Source organism: Luteococcus sp. H91, assembly GCF_038433135.1.
Classification (GTDB): Bacteria; Actinomycetota; Actinomycetes; order Propionibacteriales; family Propionibacteriaceae; genus Luteococcus.
The window spans coordinates 1-26801 of sequence record NZ_JBCDMV010000032.1; the positions used below are offsets into that span (position 1 = coordinate 1).

Genomic DNA, 26801 nt, shown 5'->3' on the forward strand with positions numbered 1-26801 from the left:
CGGCGACCTTGACCATCGCCGGCCAGTCACCCTCATAGTCCGGGCGGGTCTCGTGATACATCCGCACCGCCCGCGCCTTCAACTCAGCCGGATAGCGCTTGTTCGTGTTGCCTGGCATGACTCCAACTTCCCAAAGTTCGGAGTCTCCGGACATGCCGGGGCGATTCAGTCGGCCGGCAGGCCACCACCGCCTTCGCAGGGGTGACGTGTTGCCCGACGGCGACCAGCCCGAGGTCGTCGAGACGGCAGAACGTGGTCAGGTCAGGGATGACGTAGCTACATTGAGGAATGTCGAGGTCTTCTGGATGGCGAGCGTGAGAACTCCCATCATCAGGGGACCTCGACCACTGTCACCACCCCGCTCTGGGCAACCACAGGACTATACCCTCATCTGTGAAGAGCCAGATTGGTCTCAAACTCTTCACCACAGACGCCGCACAGTGCCAGCCGAAGCGTCCGCTCAAATCGCCCGCGGGCCACTCAATCTCTGGAAGGAGGTCACCAGCCAGTGGCAACCTCAGCACGCGTCGTGCACGTGCTGATCTCAGCACCTAGACTACACGGACCACGACCAGTGCTTGCAGCCGCTTGACTGATGTCCGCCAGCTCGGGTCAGCGCCGAACACCGGTCGTAGCCTGCCGTGTAGCTGCCCTCCGAGATGAGCGCAGATCTCTGTTGGGCAATTTCTTGGTAAAGACCATCGCAACGAAGGAATTTTCATGTCAGCACCATCGCGCCAGCCCGCAGACCCCGCGTCGCAGGTACTCCGGGTGAGACGCCTGGTGTGGGCGAACCTGGTCGGCAACATCCTCATCATCGTCACCGGCGTCCTCGTGCGGGTCACGGGCTCCGGTCTCGGGTGCCCGACGTGGCCGACCTGCGTCCCCGGTTCGGTGGTGCCGGTCGCTGGCCAGGCCCAGGGCTTCCACAAGTTCATCGAGTTCGGCAACCGGATGCTCACCCCCGTGCTCGTAGTCATCGCCGCGGCTCTCTATCTGACCGCTCGAAGCGCCTACCGGTCCACTCGCCCGAAGTTCGTGCGGGACTGCGTCGTGCCGCTGGTCTTCGTCCTCGTCCAAGGCGTCGTGGGTGGCGTGATCGTCCTAACTCACCTCGACCCGGCCACCGTCTCCCCGCACTTCCTGATCAGCATCTTCCTGGTCGCCAACGCCACCTACCTGCTCATCCGCGAACGCGAAGGCGACGGACCCGCCCAGCCCACCGTGCCGCCTCTGGTCGCCACCCTAGCGAAGGTCGGCACCGCCGTCGGCGCCGTCGTGATCATCCTGGGCACCGCCGTGACAGGTTCCGGCCCGCACTCGGGTGACGCGGCAGCCACCGTCCGCTACGGCTTCGACCCCCGTGCAACCAGCTGGCTGCACGCCGATTCCGTGATGCTGTTCATCGGGCTGCTCGTCGCGCTGCTCGTCGCCAGTCGCCTCGTCGACGCCCCGAAGTTGTTCCGCACGGCATGGCAATGGGCCGCGGGGATCAGCGTGGCCGAAGGTGTTCTCGGCTACACCCAATACTTCACCGGACGCCCCATGGGACTGGTCCTCATCCACGTTCTGCTCGCAGCGCTACTCACCGTGGCAGTGACCGTCGGACTGGTCACCACCCGCCGCCGAGAACCGCTGAGCTGACGCCCCGCACCCAGTTCCAGCGTTCAACTGTGACGCGCGTTTCGTTGCGAAGCCCACACGGTCGTCGCGATGGCTGCGACAGCCAGGACCAGGATCTGCATAGTTCCGGGCATTGGGTCGGCAGGCCATGCCCACCATGAGAGCTGGCCGAACAGTTGCCGTCCCAGCAGTGCCGAGAGCGCGCAGTGGACGGCAGGCACGGTCCACACGATGCGCCGGTCCAGACGAGGCAGGAGGAGGAGCGTCTCGGCCACAACGGTGATCACAACGGTTGCAGCCGACGCAGCCCATGCTGGCGCTGCCAAGGCGGTGGTGCTGAGGTACAGCGCCGTCGCGGTCACTAGTCGCCACGCGCCGCGCCATTGTGCTCGGCGCGTCGCTAGGCTCCACAGCACGGGCACGGGTTCGACGACCTGGTAGCCGATGATGATGCCGACCGCAGCAGACAGGAAGGTTGCGGTGGGTACGTCGCTGTCTTCGAGGGCTCGCAGTTGGGGTGCGAGGAGCGCTGGGGGGATCCATCGCTGGGCGATGGCCAGGACCAGCAGGCCAACCATCAGCGGACCGAAGTGGTTGGTCCGCCACCACAACCGCAGGGTGGTCACTGGCACTTGCCTGAGGTCATTTGATGGGCGACCCACTGGTGTTGGGCTGCCGTACTGGAGTGGACGAGTTTCACATACGGGCTGTCGCTGGCTTGGTCCAGCCCGGCCTTGGCCGTGGCCCACGACATGAGTTCCCCCGTGGCTTGCAGGCCTGCCGGTTCGTTGCTGCAGGTTGGCAAGACGGCGTACAGGGCGTCACTGGTCATCGTTTCTGGCTGGATCGGCAGCGCGACATCCATGCGCTTGCCGGGGATCGCCCTGGGTAGGCCCGTCTGGGCGAAGTCGGTCGGTACGGTCCAGTAGTCCATGGCTGTCTCCCGAGCGGTGGCCAAGGCGGCAGCAACATTCGGTGCGTGCTCGGCCAGCGCAGGCCAAGCGCAGAACGTCACGGACTGGGCCGTGGCACAGGCCGGAGGGGCAGTGAGTTCTCGGGGTCGGGCCCGGTCCGTGTCGGACGTCGCGACCAGACCGATCCCGGCCACGATGGACACGGCAGCGAGACCCACCATGGCACGCGCCCGCCGCTTGCCGGGCCACAGCAGCCCCGCCGCGACCATCACCGGGAACAGGAACAGCAGGCTGTGGCCAAGGATCACCCTCGGGGCTGGCTCGAGCCACGGCTGGTAGAAGGTTCCGTTGTCGAAGGCCGCAATCAGGTTCCAGCGTCCGGGCAGGTAGGTCGTCAGGTAGCACCACAGGAACACCGGCGCCGCCACCAAGGGCCCGACGGGCCAGCCGTGCCACCGGCACCCGGCCAGGGCACCGAGTGACACCGCGCCCGCGAGCGACACGGCCGTCTGGACCCACGGCAGCACCATCGTGGCGCTGAACGGGCTGCCCCAGGGGCTGTGCGCCACCACCGGGGCCACGACCTGCGCCAAGGTCACCACTCCTGCCCAGAACAGGCCTGCCAGCCACACCACCCGCGCCGGGAACCGGGCGCCGGCCGGGCTGGTCGCCGCCACCTCCGACAATCCCCCCATGCGAGCACCAGTCACGATCGCCACAACACCGGCGAGCAGTGGAACGGTGAACATGCACGCCAGGCTCGAGGTCGTCGTCCGGTCCGCCCACAACACGGCCTCCGGCTTCGCCAGGGTGCACAGGACCACCGCGACAAGCACGGTGACCAGCCCACCGGTCAGCAGCAGGCCGTGCGTCGCCTCAGCCACTACAGCCGTCCGGGCAGCACAACGGCCTGCGGTCACTCGTGATCCGCGACGCACCGCAGGTACCCTTCCTCGACCGCAGCAGCCGACACCTCGGCACCACCGCACAACTCCTGAATGCTGCCATGGAAGGCCACGACACCGTCGTCCAGGACCAGGACCTCCTCGGCCAGGCCCGCGACGTCGTCGACCAGGTGCGTGGCCAGCACCAGCTGACAGTCCAACGACGACAGGGTGTTGCGCAGGTGCACTCGCTGCTGCGGGTCCAGGCCGACCGACGGCTCGTCCACCACCAGCAACGACGGCTCGTGCACCAGCGCCTGCGCCACGCACAACCGCTGGCGCATGCCACCCGACAGCGACGAGATCCGATCGTCACGACGATCCGACAACCCAACCGCCGACAGACAACGATCCGTCGCCTCAGCCACGTGCGCCACTCCTCGCATCCAGGACGCGTACGCCATCAACTCCGCGCACGTGTACCCCGACGGGAGTTCCATGGCCTGCGGGACGTATCCGAGACTTTCCCTGACTCGGATACGCCCCGCGCTGCTACGGAGATCTGCGGAATCTACCGTGATCGAACCCTCCTGCAAGGACTTGAGCGTCGACAAGAGACTGATCAGGGTCGACTTGCCTGCCCCATTCGGCCCCAAAAGCGCTACCCGGTTGGACAGCAACGAACCGCTGACTCCTGCCAACGCTTCACGGGACCCATAGGTGAACCTCACACTTTTCAGTTCGATCATCAGACGACTGGCCCTGCGTCAGCAGGCGGTCTTGCCGTAGCCGGTTGCATTGGCCCCCATGACCGAGGAGTAATTCCACGTCACCATGGGGTAGTACTTGTTCGACGAACCGGTCGACACGTAGCCCGTAGTCTTGGCCGCGTCCGAGTAGTAGGCGGAGGCCGTCTGGATGGTGGTGTCGGGGGCGAGGCTCTTGTTCTGCCGCAGGGCGGAGACGAACTGGGTGCGAGCAGTGGACGCCGGTGCATCGAGACACTGGCGAAGGCTGGCCTTGCCGGTGACGTCGTATCCGTTGTTGTTTCCGCCGGACTTGCCGTAGTAGAAGACGACACTCCCCGTGCCAGGGACCGAGGTACCGCTTGCCGCATAGGCAACCGCGCCACCAGAGCAGAGTGCCGCTCCTGCAAGGATCGCTGCGAGGCGTTGACGAGAATTCATGGGTCTTCCTTTCGGGGGCTAGCCGCACCGATGCGGCCGGGGGACGTCCCGCATGAGGACGTGGCGAGTACATCACGATTCTCTCTTCGGGAATTATGAATCGCCCCGGCATGTCCGGGGACTCAGTGGTGTGACTGTTCCAGTTCCTCGTGGGGCTGGTTGTGGCCAGCGTAGTAGGCCTTCTCGAGTTCGGCGGGCGGGACGTCGCCGCAGTACTCGTAGAGGCGGCGGTGGTTGAACCAGTCGACCCATTCCGCAGTCGCGAACTCGACCTCGTCAACACCCTTCCACGGAGCGCGGGGCTTGATCAGTTCGGTCTTGAACAACCCATTGATCGTTTCAGCGAGGGCGTTGTCGTAGCTTTATCCGGCTAATCGGGGCTGGTCAGGGCCTGTTGCGGTGGTCTGGTCAGGCGATGTGGTCCATGAGGGTGTTGAGGCGGTTGATCAGGCGGAGATGACGTTCGGTTTCGGGGTCCCAGCCGCGAGATTGGGCGTCGTCGGCGAGGGTTCTGGCGTCGTCGCGTTGGGCTTGGAGGACGGGCAGGTAGGTGCGGGTGGTGTGGAAGCTGGTGCAGTTCTCGCAGATGTTGGCGTAGCTGCAGGCTCCCTGGGCAGGCGCGCGTAGGCAGTAGCCGCCGGCCAGGGCGGTCTTGATGGTCGGCGTCGTGCGCCAGTCGACGCCGTCGTCGAGATCCTCAGCGGGGGTTGCAGGCAGCGCGCCGGTGCGCTGTTTGGCCAGGTCGAGGGCCCGCTCGTATTCGTCACGGACGGTGCTGTCGAACAGGCGCCCGTAGCGCAGGCTCATCTCGGCCGAGGAGTGCCCGAGGATGACCATGAGTGCTTGGAGCGAGACACCGGCGTTGACCAGGGCGGTGGCGTAGGTGTGCCGCAGCTGGTGCGGAGTGACATGCCCGATCTGGGCAGTCTGGGTGGCTTGGTTGAGGACGTGGCGCAGCCGGTTGGAGCCGATGCGGTGTCCGTGGTCGGTGAACAAGAAATCGGCGGGTTTGCCGGTGCGGGGGTGCGGGATCGGCCTGCCCGGGGTGCGGGTGGTGGTGATCCTGTCGAGCAGGGTGAGTATGTCGGCGTCGATGGGGACCATCCGCTCGGTCTCGAGTTTGCCGAGCGGGACTTTCAGCCAGGACCCAGCGCCAGGCAGGTCGATGACGGCATCGAGCTCGAGGTCGAGCAGTTCACCGATGCGTAGTCCGCAGGCGCGTTGCAGCAGCAGCGCGTCGGCGCCGAGCCTGTCCGGGGACTCTTCGAGGGCTTGTTGTAGGCGCCGGTCCGCGTCGGGTGGCAGGAACCTGGGCAGCGGCTGCGGCAGGCGGGGAACGTCGCTGCGGAACATGAGTTTGCGGGCCGGGGCGTTGGGCCAGCCCCATTCGGTGATCTCGGCCAGGAAGTTGCTGACGGCCAGGATCCGGCGGGCTTGTTCGGCAGTGGTCAGCGGCCGTCGGGTCGCGGTGCTGATGGTCTGTGGCAGGGAACTCATCCAGGCCTCGATGTGGGCGCAGCGCTCCAACCTGTCCGGCGTCAGGGTGGCGTCGATGCGGGTCACGAAGGTGGCGAACGCAGCCAGGCGGGTGGTCAGCCCGGAGACCGTGGAGGGTTTGCAGGTGACGGCCTTGCGTTCCAGATAGCCGATCAGCAGCGACTTCATCGGCTCGGGAACCTCGGCCAGGCGACGCTGGTAGGGCCAGCGGCTCTGCGCTGGTGGCGGCGGGGCCGGGAGGATCTTGTGATGGAACAACACGGTGCGGGTCGCGGTCGCGCAGCCCCGATAGTGCTTCCAGGTGCGGCCGGTGACCTCCTCACGCCGCCGGCCAGCAAGGTTGAGCGCGTCGAAGTCGGCGTTGGTCAGATCGCCCAATCGCTTGCCGGTGGCGAACAAGACCCGCGCCAGGACCTGGCTGGCCATCGCCCTGGCGGATTGCTCGCTGTAGTCACAGGCTCGCGCCGCGATGATGAACTCGTCGAGGTCCTCACCGATCGCGGTGCCGGTGACGTCACGCCAGATCGAGGAGAACTTGCGATGGACCAGATACTCCCATGACGGGCGCAAACGGCCCGTGACCAACAAGAACGTGATGAACGGCCGAGTACTTGGGTTTGCCTGCAGTTGGACTACCAGCGGTTCATCCGCCCAGGACTGCGGGTCGGGCCAGCGCTCGACGAAGACCCTCGCCCAGTACCGGTAGGCCGAGTTGCCCCGCCCGGTGCGGGCCAGATGATCGCGGTAGGCGGCCAGCAGTGCCTCGCCGGTTTCGGCTGGCCGCAGGCTTGTAGTGGTGTCAGTGGGTGCGTGCGCGGCTGCGAGCGGCATCGTATTCGGCTTTCACGTGAACGGGGGCCAGATGGATGTAGCGGGCAGTGGTCTCGACATGGGCATGACCCAACAAGGCCTGCATCACCGCCAGGTCGACACCGGCCTCGGCCAAGGCGGTGCCGAAGGTGTGGCGCAGCGCATGCGGCGCGCCAGCCATCACCCCGGTCAGGTCTCGGTGGTAGCGGAAGACCGTGCGCAACCCAGCCGGGGTCAACGGTTGTCCGCGGTGCGGGCCCTTGGCGACCACGAACAGTTCCGCGGCGGCGGTTTCGGGGCGTTCGGTCATCAGGTAGGCGTTGATCACCGCCGCGATGTTGGCCGATGGGTCGGGTGGGGTCTGGGGCGGCGGTGGCGTCGTGGATCTGGCGCGCAGTCTTGAGGACGCGAGTGCCGGTGGTGTGGATGACGTCAGCGATGGTGGTGCCGTCAGGGCGGTGGGGGAGTGCTTGCTCTGCCCAGCCGGCGACATAGGTGAAGGTGTACTGGCTGCTGTCCAGACCATGCGCGGCCGTGACGAGGTAGGCCACGGATTCCGCTTCGACTTCCTTCGTGCCTCGGCACTGGAGGGTGGCCTGGCCGTCTGCTGGGTTGTGGAGTAGGACGTGGCCGAGTTCGTGGGCGAGGGTCTTGACGGCTTGGGCGTCGTCGACGTCGTCCCTGACCCGGACGGTTCGGGTGGTGTAGTCGGTGTATCCGTTCGCGCCGTGGCAGTCACCGCGCTTCAGACGGAAGCCCTGCTCGCCGACGAGAGTGGCCAGGGCTTGCCAGAGGCCGTCGGGTGCTTGGCCGGTGAGCAGGGCGGGGCGGGGTGGTTCGGGGACGGGGTCGCCGGTGGTTTGGCTGATGTCGAAGACGCTAGTGGGTTTGACCCCGACGATCTGGGTTGTCATCACCGGTTTGCCCTTGTCATCGACGACGGGTGTGCCATCGGGCTTGAGTTTGGGGAGGCGGCGGGTGACGGGCGCGAGGATGCGGATGCCGTGTTCGCCCCGGGTGACCTGGCGGTGGAAGCTCTTCTGCCAGGTGCTGTAGCCGGCGACCAGGGTGGCGTCGGGGCGTTGCGTCCAGATCAGGATGGTGTTGTTGAAGCTGTACTGGTGGAAGCGGCTCGCGACGCGCAGCCAGGCCTGCCACTGCTCGGAGCTGGTGAGGTCGGCGACCTTGTCGGCGATCTGCGCGTGCAGGTGCTCGAGTTGTTCGGCTTGTTCTGCCTTCTGGGCTTCGGTGGGTGGTCGGCGGGTCATCACTGCACCGCCGGGGTCTGATCGGTGAGCAGGTCCAGAGCGGTGTTGATGAGGTCGTCGACCTGGTCGTGGGGTGCGCCGGCGGCGCTGAGTTCGTCGGCCTCGAGGAGCAGCTGTTCGATGATGAGGGGACGGTCGGTGCTCAGTTCGTCTGGATGAGTGGTCATGCCCACCCAAGCCGGCTGGCGTTTGCTGGTGGCGCCCGCTAGTCCGTCGCGCGTCCGAAGATCGGGTCGATCCAGGCCGCCACCCGGGCGATTTGGTCGTCGAGGTTGGCTTCGGTGCGGTCGTGGAGTTGTTCCTTTCGCCGCCACGCGGCCCATTTTTCCTGGTGCAGGGCGCCGTAGCCCTTGAGCAGGGGCGCGATGGGTGTCAGGGTGACGCCGCGATAGTCGGCGACTGCGGTGGCGGAGCGCAACAGCTCGTGGGGGTCGAAGCCGGCTTGGCAGAGCTGGTCGATGTCGACGTAGTCGCGCCATCGGGTGCTGGTCAGGCCGCGTTCGAGGACGGTGACGGCTTTCTCGGCGATGGCTGTTTCGGGGGCGTAGCCGAGCAGGGTGATCGGGTCGCCGAGCACGCGTTCGATCTGGACGATGCGGGGTGCGGGCACGATCGGGTCGCCGGTCGAGACATCCCACGCACAGACGCCCTTCCACGGGCCGATGCTGGCGGTGATGCGGATGCGGAACCCGGGGTACTGGGCCGTGTCACGGATCTGGACGATCCGCAGGGTGTCCAGATGGAAGCTGACGCCGTCGCTCGGATCGAGCTGGGCGATGTCTGCGACGACGCGGCGCAGGTGGTCGGGGGTGACGTCGGCGCTGATGGCATTGGCGTCGGCGTCCTTGGTGGCGCGGCGCACCCCGTAGGCCGCCAGGAGGACTCCTCCCTTGAGGATGAAGTCGTCGTGGTGCGGGGTGAGGGCGAGGCGGTGCAGGAAAGACTCCAGCAGGTGCCGGGTCAACAATTCCTGGGTGGGCGCGGCAGTTCGTTGCTTGGCTGCGGTGGAGCGGGCCAAGGACTGCAGTCGGCGGAACGTTTGGTCCCCGGTGGTCATGACAGGACCTCCAGCGCATCGAACACCGGTCGCTTCGCTCTCGGGATCTGGATCGCGAGCTGGGCCATCTCGGCGGGTTTGCCTCCCCGGCGCAGCCACTCCTTCAGCGCGTCCCGTGCCGTTTCGTAGCCGACCTGCCCGCGCAGCCGGAAGGCGTCAACGATGCTGCGTTGGGCGTTGTAGAGCCCAATCAACTCTGTCGATCCGTCGATGGCGACAACGTCACGCCCTAGTTCGAACGTGCCGGGGTCAAAGACGTGCCACGTCAAGGTCGGAGTTCCCTTTGGAATCCTGGTTCCCCGTGGCAGAGCTATCTGCAGGGAGGTCGGAATCTCATCGACCAGATCGTGGTGCGCGAGGGCCGAGACCAGACAGATGGTGGCGTGGGAGCGAAGGGCCACCGCCTGCAACTTGTCTTGGTCTGCTGGGGTGCGATCGCTCTTGCGGTAGACACCAGGAGCAATTCGCTCCAGATCTCCTCGTTGGAGCGCCCGATGAGCCGCGACAGGTGACAGGTCGCGGCGCCGAAGCCGGAGCAACTCGGACATCAGGCACCTCCTCGTGAAATGAAACGTACACAGATAACTGTATCTGTAGACGATTCCATCCACCACAGCTCTCGGTCGGGATGCTTGGAAGGAGCTGCGCTTCGGCGACGATGTGCTGCTGGTCGTGCACCTTCAAGCCGGAGTCCATCGCCTCGTGCTCAATATGGTGCGCGCCTCGCCGAGGTGGAGGGGAAACGCCTGGTGAAGCAGGGAGAACGGTGGTCGTGTGTGAATCGGTGGCGGGCCTCATGCACAATGGGTCTCAACTCTTTCGAGGAGGATGCGGCGCTCAAGCCAAATGCACGTGGAGTGCACGACACAAAAGCAATGTGCCGCTGACTGATCCATAAGACCCAGTCAGCGGCACATTGCACTTGGTAGCGGGGACAGGATTTGAACCTGTGACCTCTGGGTTATGAGCCCAGCGAGCTACCGAGCTGCTCCACCCCGCGTCGGTGATACCTACATTACAGGTTGGCCAACGAAAGACAAAATCGGCGGTCTGACCACCCTCCGACAGGCCCAGGAAACGGTGCCGGACAGGCTCGGGGAACGGCGCTCCACAGGCTCGGGGAGGAGCTCAATCCACCTCGGGCACCAGGGCCCGGGCATCGGCATAGTCCATTCCGGTGAGCTCCAGCAGGTCCACCAGCATCGAGCGGATCTGGGCCAGGATCACCAGACCGGACAGCGGTCCGTGCATTCCCGCGGCGGAGCTGCGGTCGGCCAACTGGATGATCCGCGGCCTGGCGCGCTCGGGGATCCGTCGCGCTGACAGCTCCGCCGCGCAGAAGTCCGTGACGTCGGCCAGCTCGTCCAGCATGGCCAGGTAGTCGAAGGGCACCGGCTCGCTGCGCCACGTCGCGACGGCTGCCCGGCGGGCCAGGACGCGCAGGTTACGGACCAGCCGGTCCAGCGGCGCCACCAGCTCGGCGATCGCCTGGGCATGCTCCCGATGCCCTCGCAGGAAGGGGGAGTAGCGGGTGACCGCCACTCCCTCGGCGGCGGCATCGGAGAGCTGGGTGAGCTTGGCCTGGGTGGCCCGGGCTCGTTCCAGAACCTTCTCCCCGACGGACTCATCCATCTCGCCCAGGCCGACACCCGCCTGGCGCAGGGTCTCGGCGCAGTGCTGCAGCACCTCGGCTGCCTTCACCCGCGGCTTCTGCAGCGGACTGGTGGGGGCGACGGTGGCGAAGAGCAGCGCCAGGGAGCAGCCCAGCAGAGCGTCCGTCCACCGGCTCAGGCCCTCGTTGGGCGCTGGCATCAAGGTCATCACCATCGCCGCCTGGATGCCCGCCTGGTTGATCATCAGCGGCTTGGCGTTGAACCAGGTGGCGACGCTCATCGCGACGAAGCAGACCAGCATGATCTGCAGCGGTCCCGTGCCGAACAACTGCACGAACAGGTCACCGGTCATCACGCCGATGAAGACGCCGCTGGCCACCTCGATCACCCGGGTCAGTCGTTGCCCGAAGCTGAAGCCCAGACAGATGATCGCGGAGACCGCCGCGAAGAAGGGCAGCTCATGGCCCAGCAGGTGCTGCCCCAGGAACCAGGCCAGACCGGCGGCAACCGAGATCTGGCCGATCATGAAGACCCGGCTGCGCCACCGGTCCACTCGTCGGTGCTGCTCGGCCAGGCCACGTCGAGCGGTGGACTCGGACAGGTCGAAGGCGCGCAGAGCAACCTGATGCAGCCGCGCCCCGGCCGTCGTGGTGCGATTGTCCATCTCGCGCTCCTTCCACCTGACATCCCGACCGTACCGCGACGGCGGGGGTAGAGTTTGCCCGAGCTTCGGCGGGGGAGTCGAGGCGCAGGTGACAGAACACAGGAGACACTCCATGGAACCGATCCGGATCCACCGCCGAGCCGTCCTGGCGGGAACCGTGGCCGTTGCGTTGACTGCCAGTGCTGGCTGCACGTCGAAGAGCAAGGGGCAGGCCGCCGAGCAGGCCCGCAACCTGGTGATCGGCGCGACGGCACAGCCGCAGTCGATGGATCCCACCACGCAGAGCGGCGCGGCCATCCCCCAGGCCCTGCTCTACAACCTGTACGAGACGCTGGTGAAGATCGACGGCGAGGGCAAGGTCAAGCCGCTGCTGGCGCAGTCCTGGGAGGTCTCCCCGGATCGGCTCACCTACACCTTCAAGCTCCAGCCGGGCTGCAAGTTCTCCAGCGGCGCGCCGCTGACGGCCCAGGCCGTGGTGGACAACTTCAACCGGATCAAGACCGGCAAGAACATCCTGGCGACGTTGAAGAAGCAGATGTCCGTGCTGGCCAGCGTCACCGCCACCGATGAGCAGACGGTCACGGCCAAGCTCAGCCGCCCGTCGCAGGCCTGGCTCTATGACATGGCCTCGGCCGCCGGCATCATCGCCGATCCGGAGGGCTTCGCCGGCCTGGCCAGCAAGCCCGTCGGTTCCGGCCCCTTCTCCTTCAGCGAGTGGAAGCAGGGGGAGTCGGTCGCCCTGGAGCGCAACCAGAACTACTGGGGCACTCCGATCCGCTTCGACAAGGCCACCTTCCGCTACTTCGCCGACGCCAACTCGATGAGCTCCGCGATGCTCTCCGGGGAGCTGGACGTCATCAGCGACCTGACCGCGCCCGAGGCGATCGACCAATTCAGTGACACCTCCAAGTACACCGTCGTGCAGGGCACCAGCAATGGCGAGGTGGTGCTGGGCATGAACCAGGGCAAGGGCGGCAACCCGGCGCTCAAGAATGTCAAGGTTCGCCAGGCCATCAACCACGCCATCGACCGGCAGGCGCTGCTGAACTCCGTCTGGGGTGGCAAGGGGACCCTGATCGGCTCCATGGTGCCGCCCACCGACCCGTGGTACGAGGACCTGTCCAAGACCTACGGCTACGATCCGGCCAAGGCCAAGGCGCTGCTCTCGGAGGCCAAGGTGAGTGGCCTGAAGTTGCGGCTGCGGGTGCCCACCCTGCCCTACGGCCCCAGCGCCGCACAGTTCATCGCCAGCCAGTTGAAGGCCGTCGGGATCACCGCCGCGGTCGAGGAGCTGGACTGGGCACGCTGGCTGAAGGAGGTGCACGACGGCGGCAACTACGACCTGACGATCGTCAACCACGTCGAGCCGCGCGACATCGTGAACTTCGCCAACCCGGACTACTACTGGCACTACGACAACCCGTCCTTCGCCAAGCTGATCAGCCAGGCCGACGCCGCCGACGAGACGCAGCAGGTGGCGCTGATGAAGCAGGCCGGCAAGCTGCTGGCCACCGATGCGGCCGCCGGCTTCCTGTGGCTCTTCCCGCACATCGCGGTCACCAAGGCCGACATCACCGGGATGATCGCCAACTCCACCAGCTCCAGCTTCGACATCACGACGCTGGCCTCCCGCAACGGCTGAGCCTTTGACGCGTTCCAGACTGCTGGCCAAGCGGCTCGCCACCTTCGTGGCTAGCCTGCTTGCCGCTTCGGTGATCATCTTCTGTCTGGTGAACCTGCTGCCCGGCGACGTCGCCACCACCATCCTGGGTGACCAGGCCGACGCCGCCTCGCTCGAGGCCCTGCGCGCCCAACTGGGGCTGAACCGGCCGCTGCCGGTCCGCTACCTGGACTGGCTGGCAGACATGCTCACCGGCAACCTGGGGGTCAGTGCCCGCACCGGTCAGCCGGTGCTCGGACTGCTCGCACCCAAGCTCGGGGTCACCCTCTGGCTGGTGGGGCTCGGCATGCTGCTGGCGATCGCCGTCGCCCTTCCGGTGGGAATGTTCGCCGCGCTGAAGCGACGGCACTGGAGCGGCGCGGTGGTCTCCGCCTTCAGCCAGCTGGGGATGGCGGTGCCGGCCTTCCTGGCCGGCATCCTGCTGGTGGTGGTCTTCGCCGTGAAGCTGCACTGGCTGCCGGCCAACGGCTACACGGCCTTGTCCACCGACCCGTGGCAGTGGGCCAGACACCTGGTGTTGCCCGTGCTCTCCCTGGCGCTGGTGCAGGCGTCGGTGCTGACCCGTTATGTGCGCAGCGCCTTCATCGAGGTGCTGGGGGAGGACTGGTTCCGCACCGCCCGTTCGGTGGGCTGGACCACCCGGACCGCCATGGTGCGCCACGGGCTGCGCAATGCCGCACTCAGCGTGGTGACGGTGTTGGGCCTGCAGCTGGCGACGCTCTTCGTCGGCGCGATCGTGGTGGAGAGCGTCTTTGCCCTGCCCGGGCTGGGGCGGCTGCTGCTCGACGCCGTGCAGCAGCGCGAACTGGTGATGGTGCAGGCGATCGTGATGATCCTGGTGGCGCTGGTGCTGGTGATCAACGCTCTGGTGGACATCTCCTACCTGGCGATCGACCCGCGGCTGCGCAGCACGGAGCGTGCGTCATGATGAAGCATTTCGGTTTGTGGGCGGGGATTGTGCTGGTTGGTGGGCTGGTGCTCACCGCCCTGGTCTCGCTGGTCTGGACTCCTTTCGACCCCACGGCCGTCGATCCGACGCAGCGGATGCTGCAACCAGGCTGGCCGCACCTGCTGGGCACCGACTCGATGGGGATCGACATCGCGTCGCGGCTGATGGCCGGCGCCCGGATCTGCCTGATGGTGGGCGTGGTGGCGGTCTCGATCGCCGCCCTGATCGGCGTGCCGCTCGGGATGCTGGCGGGGATGACCGGCGGCCGGTTGGGCCGTGTGGTGATGCGCGCCAGCGACGTGCTCTACGCCTTTCCGGCGCTGCTGCTGGCCATCCTGCTGGCGGCAGCCGTGGGCGGCTCCACCCTGACGGGCATGATCGCCATCGGGGTGGCCACCATCCCGGTCTTCGTCCGGATCACCCGCGCCGCCTGCCTGCAGGTGATGAGCCAGGACTACATCCTGGCCGCGCGCAGCTGCGGCACCACCTGGGCCACCATTGCCCGTCGACATGTCTGGCCCAACATCGCCCCACTGGTGGGGGTGCAGGCGTCGGTCAGCTTCGCGATGGCGATCCTGGCCGAGGCGGCGCTGAGCTACCTGGGTCTGGCGACGGCCATCACCACTCCCAGCTGGGGTCGGATGCTGTACGAGGCGCAGAGCAAGCAGCTGTTCAGCCACCCCGAGCAGGTGATCTGGCCCGGCATCGCGATCGCCCTGGCCGTCCTGGGCTTCAACCTGCTGGGCGACGGGCTGCGCGAGCTGCTCGACCCACGGTTGCGGGAGGTCCAGTGAATGCCCTGCTGAGCGTGCAGAACCTCGACGTGAGCTTCGGACGGCGTCGGGTTCCGGCCGTGACCAGCCTGAGCTTCGAGCTCCAACCCGGCCAGCGGCTGGGCCTGATCGGCGAATCGGGCTCCGGCAAGAGCGTCACCTCCCTGGCGATCATGGGGCTGCTGCCGGAGAATGCCCACGTCAGCGGCTCGGTCACCCTGGCCGGGCATCAGATGTTGGGCGCCAGCGACCAGGAACTCTCCCGGCTGCGGGGCGACGTGCTGAGCATGGTCTTCCAGGAGCCGATGACCGCGCTGGATCCGACGATGACCTGCGGCCGTCAGGTGGCCGAGGTGCTGCGGCTGCACCAGCACACTCACACCGGCGCCGCACGGCAGGCCGTCGTCGAGATGCTCGACCGCGTCGGGCTGCCCACCCCGGAGCGGATCGCCGACGCCTACCCGCACGAACTGTCCGGCGGGCAGCGGCAGCGAGTGATGATGGCGATGGCCCTGATCAACAGCCCAGACCTGGTGATCTGCGACGAGCCCACCACCGCGCTGGACGTGACGGTGCAGGCGCGGGTGCTGAAGGTGCTCGACGAGCAGTTGGACGCCGCCGGCGCCGCGTGCCTGTTCATCTCCCACGACTTGGCGGTGGTCAGCCAGGTCTGCGACGAGGTGCTGGTGATGTGGCACGGCCAGCTGGTGGAGCGCGGCAGCATCGATCAGGTGCTGGGCAATCCGCAGCACGGCTACACCAAGGGTCTGGTGGCCACCGCCCGGCTGGATCTGGCCGAGCCGGGCTCCCGGCTGCCCGTCGTCGAGGACTTCTGGGAGGGCCAGTGACCAGCGAGATCTACAACGGCCCCGTCTACGAACTCGAGGCGGTGAACCGGATCTATGGCCGCGGACCTTCGCAGGTGCACGCGGTGCGCGACGTCAGCCTGGCCGTCTATCCCGGAGACCGGCTGGGAATCGTGGGGGAGTCCGGCTCCGGAAAGTCCACCCTGATCCGGATGATGGCGGCGCTGGATCGTCCCACGTCGGGCCAGATCCGCTTCCGCGGCACCGACATCGGCCCGCTGCCGGAACGCCAGCTGGGAGACCTGCGCTCCAGCGTGCAGATGGTCTTCCAGGATCCGCGCAGCTCGCTGAATCCGCGGATGAAGGTGGGCGAGATCATCACCGAAGGACTGCGCAGCCCGCTGCTGCGGCAACGCGACGACGTCCCGGTGAACCACGACGCGCGGCTGCGCGAGGTGATGGACCAGGTGGGCCTGCCGGTGGACAAGGCCGACAGCTATCCGCACGAGTTCTCCGGCGGCCAGCGGCAGCGGATCGCCATTGCCCGGGCGCTGGCGCCCAAACCCGACGTGCTGATCGCCGACGAGCCGGTCAGCGCCCTGGACGTCTCGGTGCGCGCCCATGTGCTGAACCTGCTGCGTGACCTGGTGGCCGAATACGCCCTGACCATGGTCTTCGTCTCGCACGACCTGACGGTGGTGCGGCACGTCTGTGACCAGGTGGTGGTGATGCGGCACGGTGCGGTGGTGGAGGCCGGTGGGATCGCGTCGGTCTACGCCGATCCGCAGCACGACTACACCCGCGAACTGCTGGCCGCGGTGCCGCGTTTCCGGTGAACCGCCGAGTCCGCTGAGACGCGTGCGGGGGATTAGGCCGGATTGCCTAGACTCTCCGGGGTGAAGGCACTCCTGCTTGAGAACATCCATTCCGAAGCCACCCGCATCCTCACCGAGGCCGGCCTGGAGGTCGAGACCCGGCCCGGCGCCCTCGGCGAGGACGAGCTGATCGAGGCGCTGGACGGGGTGAGCCTGCTGGGCATCCGCTCCACCACCCACCTCACCGAGCGCGTGATTCAGGCCCGTCCCGAGCTGCTGGCCGCTGGCTGCTTCTGCATCGGCACCAACCAGGTGAACCTGGGGGCCGCCGCCAATGCCGGGGTGCCCATCTTCAACGCCCCCTACAGCAACACCCGTTCCGTGGTGGAGCTGGCCATTGGCGAGATCATCTCCCTGGCCCGACGGCTGAACGAGAAGAACCGCCTGATGCACGAGGGCGTCTGGGACAAGTCGGCCGCCGGCTCCCACGAGGTCCGTGGCCGCACCCTGGGCATCGTCGGTTACGGCAACATCGGCGCGCAGCTGTCCGTGCTGGCCGAGAGCCTGGGCATGAGCGTGGTCTTCTACGACATCGCGGACAAGCTGGCGCTGGGCAATGCGCGGCGCTGCGAGACCCTCGACGAGTTGCTGGCCGAGGCCGACGTCGTCACCCTGCACGTCGACGGCCGGGCCGCCAACAAGGACTTCTTCGGCGAGGCGCAGTTCGAGATGATGAAGGATCGGGCGATTTTCCTGAACCTGTCCCGCGGGCACGTCTACGACGTCGACGCGCTGGTGCGCCACCTGAAGTCCGGACATATCGCCGGCGCCGGGCTGGACGTCTTCCCGGCCGAGCCGAAGAAGGCCGGTTCGCCCTTCGTCTCCGAGCTGCAGAACATCCCCAACGTGATCCTCACCCCGCACGTCGGTGGCTCCACCAAGGAGGCGCAGGTGGACATCGGCCGCTTCGTCGCCGGCAAGCTGCTGGACAATGTCACCACCGGCGGCACCCAGATGAGCGTCAACATGCCGCAGATCGTCACCGAGCCCTTCGACGGCACCCGGGTGCTGCACATCCACCACAACGTGCCCGGCGTGATGGCGCGGCTCAACAGCGTCTTCGCCAACCACGACGGCAACATCACCTTCCAGACGCTGTCCACCCGCGGCAACATCGGCTACGCGATCACCGACGTCAGCGGCGAGCACCCCAACCTGCAGCACGAGCTGGCGGAGCTGGACGAGACCATCCGGGTCCGCGTCCTCTGATCCGCCACGGGGCCTGAACCACGACGAAGCCCCACCGCTTGTGGCGGTGGGGCTTCGCCCTTGCTCGGATCAGTCCTCGTCGTCGGTCTGGTCGGCCTGCAGCGCGGCGACGACCGAATCGTGCAGCGCGCCATTGGTGGCGATCGCACCGGGGCCCTTGGGGCCGTCGACCCCGTCCAGGTTGGTGAAGCGGCCACCGGCCTCGCGGACGATCACGTCCAGCGCGGCCATGTCGTGCAGCGCCAGTTCCGGCTCGGCGGCCAGGTCCACCGCGCCCTCGGCCACCAGCATGTAGCTCCAGAAGTCGCCGTAGGCGCGGGTCCGCCAGCAGTCGCGCAGCAGATTGACGAAGTTCTGCCCGCGGCCCGAGGTCATCCAGCCGCCGATCGACGAGTAGCTGAACGAGGCGTCCTGGATGCTCTGCACATTGGAGACGTGGATCGGCTCGCCCTTCATCAGGCCCTTGCCGGCGTAGGCGCCGTCGCCCTTGCTGGCCCACCATCGACGGCCCAGGGCCGGGGCGCTGACCACGGAGGCCACCACCTCGTCGTTGACCATCAGCGAAATCAAGGTGGCCCAGACCGGGACGCCGCGGACGTAGTTCTTGGTGCCGTCGATCGGGTCGATCACCCAGCGTCGCGGGCCCCAGCCGGTGTCGTCGCCCTCCTCGCCGTGCACCGCGTCGCGCGGACGCGCCTTGGCCAGGGTGGCGCGGATCGCCTGTTCGGTGGCGACGTCGGCGTCGGAGACCGGCGTCATGTCCGGCTTGGTGTCGATCCGCAGGTCGCCCGACTTGAAGCGGCTCATGGTGATGGAATCCGCATTATCTGCCATCAGGTGCGCCAGACGCAGGTCATCGGTGTAGCTGTCACGGTTCAACGAGGCCATGCGGCCAACACTAGCCGTTTCACTCCCAGTCCTTGAGTCGCCCCGCCTGCCACATCCGGCGATAGCTGTCCAGGCGTTCCGCGGCCAGGTCGCCGCGCGCGACGGCGGCGTCCAGCCCACATTCCGGATCGTTGGCCCCGTGCTGGCAGCCTCGCGGGCATTCCTCGGTGAAACTGCTCAGGTCTCCGAAGGCGGCGAGCACCGATTCCGGCGTCACGTGGGACAGGCCGAAGCTGCGCACCCCGGGGGTGTCGATCACCCAGCCCGACTCCTCGGGCAGTTCCAGGGCGATGGCGCTGGTGGAGGTGTGTCGGCCACGGCCGGTCACGTCGTTGACGACGCCGGTGGAGCGGTTCACGCCGGGAATCAGGGCATTGACCAGCGTCGACTTCCCAACGCCGGAGTGCCCGACGAAGACGGTGACGTGCTCGCGGAGCAGCTCGTGCACCTCGGTCAGGTCGCTGCCCGGCTGGGTGACCACCACGGGCACGTCCAGCGGGGAATAGGCGGCAATCAGCTCGTCGGGGCTGGCAAGATCCGCCTTGGTCAGGCACAGGATCGGCTCCACCCCGGCGTCGAAGGCGGCCACCATGATCCGGTCGATCATCCCGACGCGGGGTGGGGGATCGGCCAGCGCGGTGACGATCATGATCTGGTCCGCATTGGCGACGATCGGCCGTTCGAAGGTGTCGGTGTCGTCCGCGGTGCGACGCAGTACGGTGCGGCGTTCCTCGACGGCGCAGATCCGGGCCAGGGTTCCCTCGTCGCCGCTGACGTCGCCGTCCAACCGCACCAGGTCGCCGACGATCACGCCCTTGCGGCCCAGCTGGCGGGCCTTGGTGGCGGTCACCATCACCTCGTCGTCCAGCTGGCAGCGGTAGCGTCCGCGGTCGATGGTGATCACCCGGGCAATCGGCAGCTCCGAGTAGTCCGGCCGGTCCTTGGTGCGGGGCCGGGTGCGCTTGCCGGGCCGGTCAAAGGAATCCATGTCATCGGAGCGCACATTGCGCCCCATCGCTCCACGAATGGCACGCGGGCTCATCGGCCGCCTTCCAACATCTTGGTCCACATCTGGTCGAAATCGTTGATGGTCTTGCTGGTGCAGGCGACGTCATCGACGCTGCAACCGGGCATCTTCAGCCCGATCAGGACGGCGGTGTGCACCATCCGGTGGTCGGCATAGCTGAGCAGTTCCGCCGGGTGTAGGCCTGCGCCGTCCAGCCCGACGCCCGTGATCCGCAACCCGTCGTCGGTTTGGCTGACCTGGCCGCCGACCCGGGTCAGTTCGGCCTCCAGTGCCGCCAACCGGTCGGTCTCGTGGCCGCGGATGTGCGCCACGCCGCGGACCACCGATTCGCCGTCGGCAAAGAGCGCCAGGGCCGCCACGACGGGGGTGAGTTCGCTGGAGCCGTGCAGGTCGACGTCGACGGCGCGGAGGCTGCCGGTGCCGGTGACGGTCAGCTCGTCGCCGGCCATTTCCACCCGGGCACCCATCCGGGTCAGGATGTCGCGGATCTCGTCGCCGCCCTGGGTGGTGGTCGACGGCCAGCCGGGCACGGTCGCCTGGCCACCGGCCAGGACCGCCGCGGCCAGGAAGACCGCGGAGCTGGTCAGGTCGGGTTCGATCCGCTGGTCCAGGGCGCGCACCGGGCCGGGCAGCACCTGCCACTGGTTGGGGGCGGTCTCGGCCACCTCGACGCCCCGGTCGCGCAGCATCTGGATGGTCATCTCGATGTGCGGGCGGCTGGGCACCTCGGCGCCGACGTCGCTGTGGTGGCGCAGCACCAGGCCCTGCGGCAGCCGGGGGCCGGCCAGCAGCAGGCCGGAGACGAACTGGCTGGAGCCCGACGAGTCGATGGTCACGTCGCGCCCGGTCAGGCGTTCGGGGCCGGTGACGGTGCAGGGGATGGCGTCGCCCTCCACCCGCGCGCCCAACTGGCGCAGCCCGTCGAGGACCGGGCCCAAGGGGCGTTCGCTGGCGGCGGCGTCACCTACGAAGCGGGTTGGTCCATCGGCCAGGGCCGCCAGCGGCGGCACGAAGCGCATCACGGTACCGGCCAGACCACAGTCGACGTCCTCGGCGGCGGCAGCGAATCGGGTCGGGGGAGTAACGCGCACGGTGCTGCCCCGCACCTCCAGATCGACCCCCAGCTGGGCCAGCGCCTGGCGCATCAGCACGGTGTCGCGGGCCTCCAGGGCGCCGGTGATGGTGCTCGGCCCCTGCGCGAGGGCGGCCAGCAGCAGCGCCCGGTTGGTCTCCGACTTGGAGCCGGGTACCTCGACGCGGGCATGCACAGGCCCCGGCGCGATCGGGATCGGCCAGGGCCTGCGGGGGTCTTGGGCAGTCGTCACACCCAGATTGTGTCAGGAGAACAGCTTGGTGATGGTCTCGGCAATCTCGTTCGCCTGGTCATTGGCACTCTTTGAGGCATTGCTGGTGGCCTTGGAGAGTTGCCTCTTCTGCTGGGCAGTCGACTTCTGCAGCTGCTTCTTCTGCTTGGCGGCGGACTTCTCCAGCTGCTTCTTCTGCTGGGAGACCTCGCGGCTGAGCGCCTGGGCCTGCTTGTTGGCGCGGTAACCCAGCGACGGCTTGCCCTGGGTGTCCTGGCTGGCGATCAGCGCGGCCCCCAGCAGGGCGACATTGCGCAGCATCACGGAGCGAGCGGCGGTCTTCTCCTCCGCGGTGGCGCCCTTGGCGGGGCGGGAGGCCAGCACGTGCGGCACCATCGAGGCGCTCAGCAGGCCCGCGGACAGGCGTCGGCCCATCCCGGTGGCCAGGCCGAGGCCACCCAGCACCTGGGCGACACCGGTGGCGCGCACGAGGGTCTTGGTCTCCTCCGGGACGTAGTTGGCGACGCTCGGCGGGGCCACCTGCTGCACGAGCGGCACCACCTTGCGGGCGATGGGCTCGGCATCGGCGACCAGCGCGTCAGGCTTGGTCGCGGCCTTTGCCCCATTGACGACGAAGAAACTGGCGAGCATGGTGCGCCCGGCTGCACGAGTGAGATTCATGCTGTCCTGTCTATCGTGGTCGAAGAGCCCACCACAAGCGATTGCGCACTGGGCGAAATCCACGTGGCCCGCGGTTACGCTGACTGCCATGTGTGGACGCTATGCCGCCTCGGCCAGCCAGGATCTGTTGGTGGAGACCTTCGAGGTCGACGAGGTGGTCGAGCTGGAGAGCCTTCCGCCGCTGGCGCCCCGGTACAACATTGCCCCCACCGATCCCGTACCCGCGGTGATGGATCGGCGCAACCAAGAGACCGGGGAAGTGGTGCGCAAGCTCGCCCGGCCGCGCTGGGGCCTGGTGCCCAGCTGGGCCAAGGACCGTAGCCGGGCCGCCAGCCTGATCAATGCCCGCAGCGAGACGGTCGCGGAGAAACCCTCCTTCCGCAAGGCCTTCGCCAACCGCCGCTGCCTGCTGCCCGCCGACGGCTACTACGAGTGGTACGGCCAGGGCAAGGGCAAACAGCCCTACTGGATCCACCCAACGGATCGGTCGCGGGAGCCAGCGCTGATGGTGATGGCCGGGCTCTACGAGTTCTGGCGCAGCCCCGACGGCTGGCTGACCACCTGCACCATCATCACCACCACCGCCAGCGACGCCCTGGGCCACATCCACGACCGGATGCCGATGCAGGTGCGCCCCGCCGACTGGGACCACTGGCTGGACCCGGGCCTGACCGATCCGCTGGCCGTCCACGACCTGCTGCACGCGCCCGGCCCCGACGAGATGACCGCCTGGCCGGTGAGCACCCTGGTGGGCAATGTCCGCAATGACGGCCCTGAACTGATCCAACCGTTGCCCGGACTGGAGGACACATGATCATCGACATCACCACCGCCCAGGGCCCGGGCCGGATGCACGTCGACGGCCCCACCAACGCCCAGCACGTGCTGCTGCTGGGGCACGGTGCCGGCGGGGGAGTCGGGGCCCCGGACCTGACCGCGCTGGCCACCCACCTGCCGGCCAGGCCCGAGCCGATCACCGTGGTGCGCTTCGAACAACCCTGGCGCACCGCCGGCAAGAAGGTGGCTCCGGCCCCGAAGCGGCTGGACGAGGCGCTGCTGGAGGCCCTGCCGCAGCTGAGGGAACAGCAGGCCTGGCAGCACCTGGTGCTGGGCGGCCGCTCCGCCGGCGCCCGGGTGGCCTGCCGTACCGCGTCGCAGCTGGGCGCCGACGGCGTTTTGGCCCTGGCCTTCCCGCTGCACCCGCCGGGCAGGCCGGACAAGTCCCGGGCCGACGAACTACTGGGTGTGGGCCTGCCGACCCTGGTGGTGCAGGGCAGCCGGGACCCCTTCGGCGGCACCGATGAGCTGCGCGGCGCCATCGCCCAGGCGTCGGGAATCGAGCTGGTCGGGATCGATGATGCCGGGCACGAACTCACCCTGCCCAAGCGCGCCAGCCAGACCACCGATGAGCTCTGGGAGCAGCTGGCGGGACGGATCGCGGATTTCATTCGAACCACGCAGTCGGAATAACCGTCGGGTGGGCAGCGTTGCGCAGCTGTGATGATGCTGCGTGAACGCCCTGAGCGAACGGTCATGGCCGGGGACGGGCCGAAGGATTCGGTACTGTCGTACGTGATGACTCTCCCAGGTGCAACCCATGACGAGCTCGAGGCGGCGCTCGCCGACGAGACCGATGAGCAGCGCGCCGAACGTTTCGAGCGTGACGCGTTGGTCTACCTCGACCAGCTCTACGGTGCCGCCCTGCGCATGACGCGCAACCCGGCCGATGCCGAGGACGTGGTGCAGGAGACCTATGCCAAGGCTTTCAGCTCCTTCCACCAGTTCACGCCCGGCACCAACCTGAAGGCGTGGTTGTACCGGATCCTCACCAACACCTACATCAACAGCTACCGCAAGCAGCAGCGCCAGCCGCAGACCACCGGCGGCGCCGACGTGGAGGACTGGCAGCTGGCCCAGGCCGAGAGCCACACCTCCACCGGCCTGCGCAGTGCGGAGATGGAGGCGCTGGACCGGATCCCCGACGGCGCGGTGCTCGACGCCCTGAACTCGCTGGCGCCCGATTTCCGTACCGCCGTGCTGCTGGCCGACGTCGAAGGCTTTGCCTACAAGGAGATCGCGGAGATCATGGGCACGCCGATCGGCACCGTGATGTCCCGGCTCAACCGCGGTCGTTCCCAGCTGCGCGCCAAGCTCGCGGACTACCGGGGGTCCGATGACTGAGCCTGCCATGAACCATGCCGACGACCACGACGCCTGTACCCGGGCCCTGGGGCAGGTCCAGGCCTTCCTGCACGGCGAACTGGATGAATCCGACGCGGACCTGATCCGGCTGCACCTGGACGCCTGTGAGAAGTGTTTGGAGAATTTCGACATCGAGACCGCGATCGCCGGGCTGATCAAGCGTTGTCATCCGCCGGCCACCGCGTCGACGCAGCTGCGGATGCGGATTGTCAGCATGTCGATGACGCTGCGCAGCGAGTGACAGCACGAGACCCCGAACAAAAGGAAGAACCCCCGGCCAGCTGGCCGGGGGTTCTGCTGCTCTGCAGCGGGCAAATCAGGCTCAAGCGTTGGGACGCTTGCCGTGATTCGCGCCACTGTTCTTGCGGGAGCGACGCTTGCGTCCACGCTTGCTCATGACTTCTCCTCAAGGATCTTGGTGGTCAGGACGACACCGCGAGGGTGCCGCATCCCGGCCAGTACCGGGCACAGGAGACGATTATTCCACCCCTGATGCCCCAGAACCAATTGCGCAGGTCAGACGCGCGTCTGGCAGGCTGTTGTCATGCTGTCGATGTCCTACGTGATGGGTGAGCACACCGATCTCTCGGAGTCCGAGAGAAGCTGGCTGAAGGGCCTGGTGAACGAGTGGCACCTGTTGGCGGATGTCTCCTTCAGCGACCTGATCCTGTGGGTTCCGGACCGAGACGACAACATCTTCTGGGCAGCCGCCCAGATCCGTCCCACCACCGGCCCCACCGCGCTGGAGGACGACGTCGTCGGCGACGACATCTCCTACGACGCGGAACACCTGGTCACCCAGGCCTACCTCAGCCGGGAGATCTGTGAGACCAGCGACAACCAGCTCAATGCCGGCATTCCGGTGGATGTCTGGGCCATCCCGATCCTGCGGGATGACCGTTGCATCGGCATCGTGGAGCGACACACCAACCGGATGGGGGTGCGCGCTCCCGGCGCCCTGGAGGACTGTTACCTCCACACCGCCGACGTGCTCGCCCAGATGCTTCACCAGGCGCAGTTCCCGATCGATCCTCCCAGCGACCCCACCTTCAGCCCCAAGGTGGGCGACGGCCTGATCATGGTGGAGCTGACCGGTCGGATCAGCTTCGCCAGCCCCAATGCGGTCTCCGCCTACCGCCAGCTGGGGCATGCCGCCGACGTCGAGGGGGAGGACTTCCGGGACATCACGCAGGCCCTGCTGGGCGGGCTGGCCGAGGTCGGGCAGAGCTTCGGCACCGATCTGTCGGGGCGTCAGGTGCGGGAGCTGGAGGTCGCCAATGCGCGCGGCAGCGTCCGGCTGCGCATCATCCCGCTGGTCCACGACGGTCAGCACGCGGGCACGCTGGTGCTCTGCCGAGACACCACCGAGCTGCGCAACCAGGAACGCCAGCTGGTCACCAAGGACGCCACCATCCGAGAGATCCACCACCGGGTGAAGAACAACCTGCAGACCGTCGCGGCCCTGTTGCGCCTGCAGTCCCGCCGGATCGAGTCACCGGAGGCCAAGGGTGCCTTGAAGGATGCGATGAGCCGGGTGAGCGCCATCGCCGTGGTGCACGAGATCCTCTCCCAGGCCTTCGACGAGACGGTGGCCTTCGACGACGTCGCCGACCGTATCCTGCGGATGGTCGGCGACGTGGCCGCCTCTTCGGGCAAGGTGCTGGCCCGACGGGAGGGAAGCTTCGGGATGATCCCCGCCGACACCGCCACCTCGCTGTCCCTGGTGGTCACCGAACTCTGCCAGAACGCCGTCGAGCACGGTCTGGAGTCATCCTCCGGGGAGGTGTTGGTGCGGCCCACACGCAGCCATGAAGACCTGGTGGTGGACGTGCTGGATGCCGGCGTCGGGCTGCCCGATGGCTTCGACATCAGCAACACCCACAGCCTGGGCCTGTCGATCGTGCGGACCCTGGTGGAGGATCTGGGCGGCAGCTTCGTGCTGGGCAATCGCAGCGACGGCGTCGGGGCGAGGGCCCGGATCACCATTCCGATCACCAAGACCTGACCGGCCCAAAGCGACAGCCGCCCGAAATCTCGGGCGGCTGTCGTCATTGATCAGCGGCGTGCGGTGCGGGTCAGGAATTCCTCAACCGGGAGCGGGCCTGGCGGCGTTTCATGGCGCGTCGCTCGTCCTCGCTGAGGCCTCCCCAGACACCGTGGTCCTGACCGGCCTCGATGGCCCAGGCGAGGCACTGTTCGCGAACCTCACAACGACGGCAGACCTTCTTGGCCTCCTCGATCTGCAGGATCGCCGGCCCCGTGTTCCCGATCGGGAAGAACAGCTCGGGGTCCTCGGTCAGGCAGGCAGCCTTGTGGCGCCAATCCATCAGTAGTGCTCCTTAGTAATTGCGTGCGGGCCGCAGTCCAGAGCCTCCGACGAGTCGAAGGGAAACCGGGCACCCGGCTGGTGTCGAGGATCATCCCGCGAAACCAGCCTAGATGAGTGTGGCAACTCGGGGGCCGGTTGACAAGAGATCGGGGAGACTCGTTCACAGTTGCCGCTTAGAGTTGACGGGTGCACGAAATTTCACGGACCCCGTCCCGGCCCCTGGCCCACCGGATCGCCACTGGCGGCACCCTGCTGACCGCCGTCGGATTCCTCGTCGTCGGGGTGGGCTCGCTGCTGGCCAACAACGGCATCTTCTCGGCGGGCATCGCCGCCATGCTGATCCTGTATGCCGCCCTGCTGGGCCTGCTGGCGCGAGCCTCGGGGCAGGGGAGTGGCCTGGCCACCGGCGCCATCGTCGCCAGTGCGCTGCTGCACGTGCTGGTGGGAGTCTCCACGGCGCGCGGCAGCAACCAGTGGTGGATCTGGCTCTTCGTGGCCCTGGGGGGGGGGGGGGGAGGGGGGGGAGGGGGGGGGGGGGGAAGAACACAGATTCGACAAGG

The 26801-nt window shown here is 67.5% G+C and carries 30 protein-coding genes, 1 tRNA gene and 2 pseudogenes; 14 read left to right on the plus strand and 19 right to left on the minus strand.

The window, feature by feature from the left end:
- Window positions 1-720: 720 nt before the first annotated feature.
- Entirely contained in the window at window positions 721-1644 is a 924-nt protein-coding gene (locus tag AAEX57_RS14680; protein ID WP_342091215.1) for a COX15/CtaA family protein, read from the plus strand.
- 23 nt (window positions 1645-1667) lie between these two features.
- On the opposite strand, the gene AAEX57_RS14685 is transcribed toward AAEX57_RS14680, so the two are convergent.
- From AAEX57_RS14685 to AAEX57_RS14715, 7 genes and pseudogenes are all read right to left on the minus strand, one after another.
- Complete coding sequence (locus AAEX57_RS14685) at window positions 1668-2249, minus strand: hypothetical protein (protein ID WP_342091216.1); 582 nt, start codon at window positions 2247-2249, stop codon at window positions 1668-1670.
- Window positions 2246-3421, minus strand: coding sequence for a hypothetical protein (locus tag AAEX57_RS14690; protein WP_342091217.1), 1176 nt, complete (start codon window positions 3419-3421; stop codon window positions 2246-2248). Before AAEX57_RS14690 ends, AAEX57_RS14685 begins: the two co-directional genes overlap by 4 nt.
- Before the next feature lie 32 nt (window positions 3422-3453).
- Window positions 3454-4170, minus strand: coding sequence for an ABC transporter ATP-binding protein (locus tag AAEX57_RS14695; protein WP_342091218.1), 717 nt, complete (start codon window positions 4168-4170; stop codon window positions 3454-3456).
- An 18-nt stretch (window positions 4171-4188) separates the two neighbouring features.
- The gene (locus AAEX57_RS14700; RefSeq protein ID WP_342091219.1) at window positions 4189-4608 is read right to left on the minus strand and encodes a hypothetical protein; all 420 of its coding nucleotides are present in this window, start codon (window positions 4606-4608) and stop codon (window positions 4189-4191) included.
- A 122-nt stretch (window positions 4609-4730) separates the two neighbouring features.
- Window positions 4731-4970, minus strand: a pseudogene (locus AAEX57_RS14705) (integrase core domain-containing protein); the annotation flags it as partial.
- A gap of 46 nt (window positions 4971-5016) precedes the next feature.
- On the minus strand, window positions 5017-6936 hold the full coding sequence (locus tag AAEX57_RS14710; protein WP_342091220.1) for a tyrosine-type recombinase/integrase: 1920 nt from the start codon (window positions 6934-6936) through the stop codon (window positions 5017-5019).
- Window positions 6905-7243: a tyrosine-type recombinase/integrase gene (locus AAEX57_RS14715; protein ID WP_342091221.1), complete on the minus strand. Its 339-nt coding sequence runs from the start codon at window positions 7241-7243 to the stop codon at window positions 6905-6907. Before AAEX57_RS14715 ends, AAEX57_RS14710 begins: the two co-directional genes overlap by 32 nt.
- On the opposite strand from AAEX57_RS14715, the gene AAEX57_RS14720 reads away from it, so the two are divergent.
- Window positions 7236-7538 (plus strand): hypothetical protein, encoded by a 303-nt coding sequence (locus AAEX57_RS14720; RefSeq protein WP_342091222.1) that lies wholly within the window; start codon window positions 7236-7238, stop codon window positions 7536-7538. The genes AAEX57_RS14715 and AAEX57_RS14720 overlap by 8 nt on opposite strands.
- Here the strand turns inward: AAEX57_RS14720 and AAEX57_RS16280 are convergent.
- From AAEX57_RS16280 to AAEX57_RS14750, 6 genes and pseudogenes are all read right to left on the minus strand, one after another.
- A pseudogene (locus AAEX57_RS16280) lies at window positions 7521-8183 on the minus strand (ArdC-like ssDNA-binding domain-containing protein); the annotation flags it as partial. The gene AAEX57_RS14720 and the pseudogene AAEX57_RS16280 overlap by 18 nt on opposite strands.
- Window positions 8183-8350, minus strand: coding sequence for a hypothetical protein (locus tag AAEX57_RS14730; protein WP_342091224.1), 168 nt, complete (start codon window positions 8348-8350; stop codon window positions 8183-8185). The pseudogene AAEX57_RS16280 and the gene AAEX57_RS14730, both read right to left, overlap by 1 nt.
- A 38-nt stretch (window positions 8351-8388) precedes the next feature.
- Entirely contained in the window at window positions 8389-9240 is an 852-nt protein-coding gene (locus AAEX57_RS14735; protein ID WP_342091225.1) for a nucleotidyl transferase AbiEii/AbiGii toxin family protein, read from the minus strand.
- A complete protein-coding gene (locus tag AAEX57_RS14740) occupies window positions 9237-9788 on the minus strand; it encodes a type IV toxin-antitoxin system AbiEi family antitoxin domain-containing protein (RefSeq protein ID WP_342091226.1) in 552 nt (183 codons plus the stop codon). The genes AAEX57_RS14735 and AAEX57_RS14740 overlap by 4 nt, the downstream gene beginning before the upstream one ends.
- 375 nt (window positions 9789-10163) lie before the next feature.
- Window positions 10164-10240, minus strand: a tRNA-Met gene (locus tag AAEX57_RS14745).
- A gap of 128 nt (window positions 10241-10368) precedes the next feature.
- Window positions 10369-11517, minus strand: a complete 1149-nt coding sequence (locus AAEX57_RS14750; protein ID WP_342091227.1) for an FUSC family protein — start codon at window positions 11515-11517, stop codon at window positions 10369-10371.
- Between the two features lie 112 nt (window positions 11518-11629).
- Here AAEX57_RS14750 and AAEX57_RS14755 point away from each other — a divergent pair, with 112 nt between their 5' ends.
- The 6 genes from AAEX57_RS14755 to serA are packed head-to-tail and all read left to right on the plus strand — an operon-like array spanning window position 11630 to window position 17810.
- On the plus strand, window positions 11630-13159 hold the full coding sequence (locus AAEX57_RS14755) for an ABC transporter substrate-binding protein (protein ID WP_342091228.1): 1530 nt from the start codon (window positions 11630-11632) through the stop codon (window positions 13157-13159).
- Window positions 13160-13163: 4 nt separating this feature from the next.
- The gene (locus AAEX57_RS14760; RefSeq protein WP_342091229.1) at window positions 13164-14126 is read left to right on the plus strand and encodes an ABC transporter permease; all 963 of its coding nucleotides are present in this window, start codon (window positions 13164-13166) and stop codon (window positions 14124-14126) included.
- Window positions 14126-14941 carry an ABC transporter permease gene (locus AAEX57_RS14765; protein ID WP_342091241.1) on the plus strand — a complete coding sequence of 272 codons (816 nt, stop codon included), beginning with the start codon at window positions 14126-14128 and terminating at the stop codon, window positions 14939-14941. Before AAEX57_RS14760 ends, AAEX57_RS14765 begins: the two co-directional genes overlap by 1 nt.
- Complete coding sequence (locus AAEX57_RS14770) at window positions 14938-15768, plus strand: ABC transporter ATP-binding protein (protein WP_342091230.1); 831 nt, start codon at window positions 14938-14940, stop codon at window positions 15766-15768. Before AAEX57_RS14765 ends, AAEX57_RS14770 begins: the two co-directional genes overlap by 4 nt.
- Window positions 15765-16562 carry an ABC transporter ATP-binding protein gene (locus AAEX57_RS14775; RefSeq protein ID WP_446721087.1) on the plus strand — a complete coding sequence of 266 codons (798 nt, stop codon included), beginning with the start codon at window positions 15765-15767 and terminating at the stop codon, window positions 16560-16562. The genes AAEX57_RS14770 and AAEX57_RS14775 overlap by 4 nt, the downstream gene beginning before the upstream one ends.
- Before the next feature lie 60 nt (window positions 16563-16622).
- Window positions 16623-17810, plus strand: coding sequence for a phosphoglycerate dehydrogenase (gene serA, locus AAEX57_RS14780; protein ID WP_342091231.1), 1188 nt, complete (start codon window positions 16623-16625; stop codon window positions 17808-17810).
- 69 nt (window positions 17811-17879) lie between these two features.
- On the opposite strand, the gene AAEX57_RS14785 is transcribed toward serA, so the two are convergent.
- From AAEX57_RS14785 to AAEX57_RS14800, 4 genes are read right to left on the minus strand one after another with little or no spacing between them, the layout of a single operon-like run.
- On the minus strand, window positions 17880-18698 hold the full coding sequence (locus AAEX57_RS14785) for an inositol monophosphatase family protein (protein WP_342091232.1): 819 nt from the start codon (window positions 18696-18698) through the stop codon (window positions 17880-17882).
- A gap of 19 nt (window positions 18699-18717) precedes the next feature.
- Window positions 18718-19740 carry a ribosome small subunit-dependent GTPase A gene (gene rsgA / locus AAEX57_RS14790; RefSeq protein WP_342091233.1) on the minus strand — a complete coding sequence of 341 codons (1023 nt, stop codon included), beginning with the start codon at window positions 19738-19740 and terminating at the stop codon, window positions 18718-18720.
- Window positions 19737-21050, minus strand: coding sequence for a 3-phosphoshikimate 1-carboxyvinyltransferase (gene aroA, locus AAEX57_RS14795; protein ID WP_446721088.1), 1314 nt, complete (start codon window positions 21048-21050; stop codon window positions 19737-19739). The genes rsgA and aroA overlap by 4 nt, the downstream gene beginning before the upstream one ends.
- A 12-nt stretch (window positions 21051-21062) precedes the next feature.
- Entirely contained in the window at window positions 21063-21710 is a 648-nt protein-coding gene (locus tag AAEX57_RS14800) for a DoxX family protein (RefSeq protein WP_342091234.1), read from the minus strand.
- An 88-nt stretch (window positions 21711-21798) separates the two neighbouring features.
- Here AAEX57_RS14800 and AAEX57_RS14805 point away from each other — a divergent pair, with 88 nt between their 5' ends.
- From AAEX57_RS14805 to AAEX57_RS14820, 4 genes are all read left to right on the plus strand, one after another.
- Window positions 21799-22524: an SOS response-associated peptidase gene (locus tag AAEX57_RS14805; protein ID WP_342091235.1), complete on the plus strand. Its 726-nt coding sequence runs from the start codon at window positions 21799-21801 to the stop codon at window positions 22522-22524.
- Window positions 22521-23180 (plus strand): alpha/beta hydrolase family protein, encoded by a 660-nt coding sequence (locus tag AAEX57_RS14810; protein WP_342091236.1) that lies wholly within the window; start codon window positions 22521-22523, stop codon window positions 23178-23180. The genes AAEX57_RS14805 and AAEX57_RS14810 overlap by 4 nt, the downstream gene beginning before the upstream one ends.
- Window positions 23181-23285: 105 nt before the next feature.
- The gene (locus tag AAEX57_RS14815) at window positions 23286-23891 is read left to right on the plus strand and encodes a sigma-70 family RNA polymerase sigma factor (protein ID WP_342091237.1); all 606 of its coding nucleotides are present in this window, start codon (window positions 23286-23288) and stop codon (window positions 23889-23891) included.
- Window positions 23884-24153, plus strand: a complete 270-nt coding sequence (locus AAEX57_RS14820; protein WP_342091238.1) for a zf-HC2 domain-containing protein — start codon at window positions 23884-23886, stop codon at window positions 24151-24153. The genes AAEX57_RS14815 and AAEX57_RS14820 overlap by 8 nt, the downstream gene beginning before the upstream one ends.
- An 81-nt stretch (window positions 24154-24234) precedes the next feature.
- Here AAEX57_RS14820 and AAEX57_RS16285 read toward each other — a convergent pair whose 3' ends face one another.
- Window positions 24235-24309 (minus strand): 50S ribosomal protein bL37, encoded by a 75-nt coding sequence (locus AAEX57_RS16285; protein WP_123576733.1) that lies wholly within the window; start codon window positions 24307-24309, stop codon window positions 24235-24237.
- Between the two features lie 147 nt (window positions 24310-24456).
- On the opposite strand from AAEX57_RS16285, the gene AAEX57_RS14825 reads away from it, so the two are divergent.
- Complete coding sequence (locus AAEX57_RS14825) at window positions 24457-25917, plus strand: sensor histidine kinase (protein WP_342091239.1); 1461 nt, start codon at window positions 24457-24459, stop codon at window positions 25915-25917.
- A 70-nt stretch (window positions 25918-25987) separates the two neighbouring features.
- On the opposite strand, the gene AAEX57_RS14830 is transcribed toward AAEX57_RS14825, so the two are convergent.
- Window positions 25988-26239 carry a WhiB family transcriptional regulator gene (locus AAEX57_RS14830; protein WP_094764718.1) on the minus strand — a complete coding sequence of 84 codons (252 nt, stop codon included), beginning with the start codon at window positions 26237-26239 and terminating at the stop codon, window positions 25988-25990.
- 188 nt (window positions 26240-26427) lie between these two features.
- On the opposite strand from AAEX57_RS14830, the gene AAEX57_RS14835 reads away from it, so the two are divergent.
- On the plus strand, window positions 26428-26801 hold a 374-nt coding region (locus AAEX57_RS14835), incomplete at its 3' end, for a hypothetical protein (RefSeq protein ID WP_342097800.1).

Coding starts and splice junctions, on each gene's coding strand:
- AAEX57_RS14805 (WP_342091235.1), top strand. CDS start 21,799: ATGTGTGGACGCTATGCCGCCTCGGCCAGCCAGGATCTGTTGGTGGAG.
- AAEX57_RS14825 (WP_342091239.1), top strand. CDS start 24,457: ATGCTGTCGATGTCCTACGTGATGGGTGAGCACACCGATCTCTCGGAG.
- AAEX57_RS14700 (WP_342091219.1), bottom strand. CDS start 4,608: ATGAATTCTCGTCAACGCCTCGCAGCGATCCTTGCAGGAGCGGCACTC.
- AAEX57_RS14830 (WP_094764718.1), bottom strand. CDS start 26,239: ATGGATTGGCGCCACAAGGCTGCCTGCCTGACCGAGGACCCCGAGCTG.
- AAEX57_RS14785 (WP_342091232.1), bottom strand. CDS start 18,698: ATGGCCTCGTTGAACCGTGACAGCTACACCGATGACCTGCGTCTGGCG.
- AAEX57_RS14750 (WP_342091227.1), bottom strand. CDS start 11,517: ATGGACAATCGCACCACGACGGCCGGGGCGCGGCTGCATCAGGTTGCT.
- AAEX57_RS14735 (WP_342091225.1), bottom strand. CDS start 9,240: ATGACCACCGGGGACCAAACGTTCCGCCGACTGCAGTCCTTGGCCCGC.
- rsgA (WP_342091233.1), bottom strand. CDS start 19,740: ATGAGCCCGCGTGCCATTCGTGGAGCGATGGGGCGCAATGTGCGCTCC.
- AAEX57_RS14730 (WP_342091224.1), bottom strand. CDS start 8,350: ATGACCACTCATCCAGACGAACTGAGCACCGACCGTCCCCTCATCATC.
- AAEX57_RS14800 (WP_342091234.1), bottom strand. CDS start 21,710: ATGAATCTCACTCGTGCAGCCGGGCGCACCATGCTCGCCAGTTTCTTC.
- AAEX57_RS14695 (WP_342091218.1), bottom strand. CDS start 4,170: ATGATCGAACTGAAAAGTGTGAGGTTCACCTATGGGTCCCGTGAAGCG.
- AAEX57_RS14710 (WP_342091220.1), bottom strand. CDS start 6,936: ATGCCGCTCGCAGCCGCGCACGCACCCACTGACACCACTACAAGCCTG.
- AAEX57_RS14820 (WP_342091238.1), top strand. CDS start 23,884: ATGACTGAGCCTGCCATGAACCATGCCGACGACCACGACGCCTGTACC.
- AAEX57_RS14765 (WP_342091241.1), top strand. CDS start 14,126: ATGAAGCATTTCGGTTTGTGGGCGGGGATTGTGCTGGTTGGTGGGCTG.
- AAEX57_RS14810 (WP_342091236.1), top strand. CDS start 22,521: ATGATCATCGACATCACCACCGCCCAGGGCCCGGGCCGGATGCACGTC.
- AAEX57_RS14815 (WP_342091237.1), top strand. CDS start 23,286: ATGACTCTCCCAGGTGCAACCCATGACGAGCTCGAGGCGGCGCTCGCC.
- AAEX57_RS14740 (WP_342091226.1), bottom strand. CDS start 9,788: ATGTCCGAGTTGCTCCGGCTTCGGCGCCGCGACCTGTCACCTGTCGCG.
- AAEX57_RS14680 (WP_342091215.1), top strand. CDS start 721: ATGTCAGCACCATCGCGCCAGCCCGCAGACCCCGCGTCGCAGGTACTC.
- AAEX57_RS14755 (WP_342091228.1), top strand. CDS start 11,630: ATGGAACCGATCCGGATCCACCGCCGAGCCGTCCTGGCGGGAACCGTG.